General features: G+C 68.6%; 2 protein-coding genes and 1 pseudogene. 2 read left to right on the forward strand and 1 reads right to left on the reverse strand.

The genetic code is table 11. The features are described 5' to 3' along the window. Window positions 1–216: 216 nt before the first annotated feature. A complete protein-coding gene (locus tag ACZ67T_RS46260; RefSeq protein WP_469993093.1) occupies window positions 217–1,047 on the forward strand; it encodes an IS5 family transposase in 831 nt (276 codons plus the stop codon). On the opposite strand, the gene ACZ67T_RS46265 is transcribed toward ACZ67T_RS46260, so the two are convergent. Next, window positions 965–1,555 (reverse strand): hypothetical protein, encoded by a 591-nt coding sequence (locus ACZ67T_RS46265; RefSeq protein ID WP_469993095.1) that lies wholly within the window; start codon window positions 1,553–1,555, stop codon window positions 965–967. The genes ACZ67T_RS46260 and ACZ67T_RS46265 overlap by 83 nt on opposite strands. An 81-nt stretch (window positions 1,556–1,636) precedes the next feature. Here ACZ67T_RS46265 and ACZ67T_RS46270 point away from each other — a divergent pair. Continuing rightward, window positions 1,637–1,834: pseudogene (locus tag ACZ67T_RS46270) on the forward strand (hypothetical protein); the annotation flags it as partial.

The raw sequence follows: 1,834 nt of genomic DNA on the forward strand, positions 1-1,834 counted from the left end.
GACAGAGGTACGGGTGCGGCCGTGGGCATGAAAGAACGGGCCCCTTGGTAGTGACGCGGTTACGACACCCAGCACGACCAAGGAAGCCCGTTGCCTGATCAGTTGAGCAGTACCACTATGCCTGCGTCCACCGCGGTCACCCCTGGGTGTGACTGCTACGTGCACAGGTTCGGTTCGATCGCTCCGGGGCAGCGGGCAGGCTGCTATCCCAGTGACATGACGGATGCGGAGTGGGCCGAGGTCCGCGCCGCGATGCCGGTGCCGGCCTGGCTCCTCAAACAGGGCGGGCGTCCGGAGGCGTACTGCCACCGCGAGATACTCGACGCTGTGCGCTACCTGGTCGACAACGGCGTGAAGTGGATGGCCATGCCGGTCGATTTCCCGTACTGGCGGGCGGTCTACGACTTCTTCCGCCGCTGGCGGACCTGCGACTACGTGCGCGAACTGCACGAACGCCTGCGCCGCACGGCCAGGGAACGCTCAGGCCGCAACGCCGAGCCCAGCGCGGGAATCATCGACAGTCAGTCGGTGGACGCCTCCGAGACCGTCGGCGAGGACAGCCGCGGATACGACGGCGGCAAGTCACGTGACGGGCGCAAGCGTCACATCCTGACCGACACCGAGGGCCTGCTCCTCGAAGTGACCGTGACCACGGCCGATGTGCACGACTCCAAGGCCGCCCCCACGCTGCTGGAGACGTTCATCGACCAGCCGGGCCGGCTGCTGAAACTGGTGTGGGTCGACAGCGCCTACCAGGGTCCGGCGCTGGCGAAGGCGTTCGCCCGCCACGGAGTCCGGATCGAGGTCGTGCGCCGCTGCGACGGACACCGCGGATTTGTCGTACTGGCCCGCAGGTGGGTGGTGGAACGCACGCTGAGCTGGCTTGCCCGCTCACGCCGCCTCAACCGCGACCACGAACGCCGACCCGACCACCACGCCCAGATGGTGTGGTGGGCCGCCGTGATCAAGCTGTCCTGCCGCCTGGCCGCAGACGCTCCGCGCTGGCCGGAGAAACGCCCCGGCCGACTGCTGAAGGCGCGGGCATGAACCGTCCGTCCTTCGCCCGCACCAGCCAGCCCCGCCTCTCCAGCACGTAGGCGCGGTGACGGATCTTCTCCACCTCGTTCTTGATCTCCGCTTCCCTGCCCACCGCCCGCGTCAGTTCCACCCCGTTCAACGGCCCCGAAGCGGCCGCCGCAGCGGCGAACACCTCCCGATAGAGGCCGCTGAGCACCTCCTCGTCCATGCCCGACCGCCACACCGGCGGCCGCTCGCCATGCCCCACGCCGGGGCCGCCCGATCCCACGGCGGCAGCCCTCTCACCACCAGAAGGCACGGAAACCGGCGTGTCCACCGGGCTTTCCCCAGCCAGCACCGACACGAGCTCCTCACGCCCCACCCGGGCCCGCTCCACTCGCTCCCGCGCGGCATCCACCTCCGCCCGGGCCTGTTCCAGGACCTCCGTCCAGGACTCAAGATCCTGCCTCGCCCGCGCCTCACGCCGTTCCATCAACCCCAGCACCGACGGCATCGCACCCTCCTCGATCGACAGCAAGCCGTCCGCTGCCTGCCCCTACCCCTCCGCGATCATGCCCCGCACACGAAGAAGCCCCTGCTCATCGAACAGGGACTCCCTTTGCCACAACGCACTGAGCGGTTCGGCACCACCCAGTCCGAGATCCGGCGATTGTTGGCCTGGCTGGTCGGGGCCCGCGTTGAGGTGGTCGTCATGGAGGCCGCCTCGGACTACTGGCGGAGCGTCTATTACATGCTCCAGCCGCATCTGAACCTGATGCTCGTCAACCCTGCCCATCTCAAAGGCATCCGGGGCCGC

Source organism: Streptomyces sp. NPDC107517, from assembly GCF_055582645.1.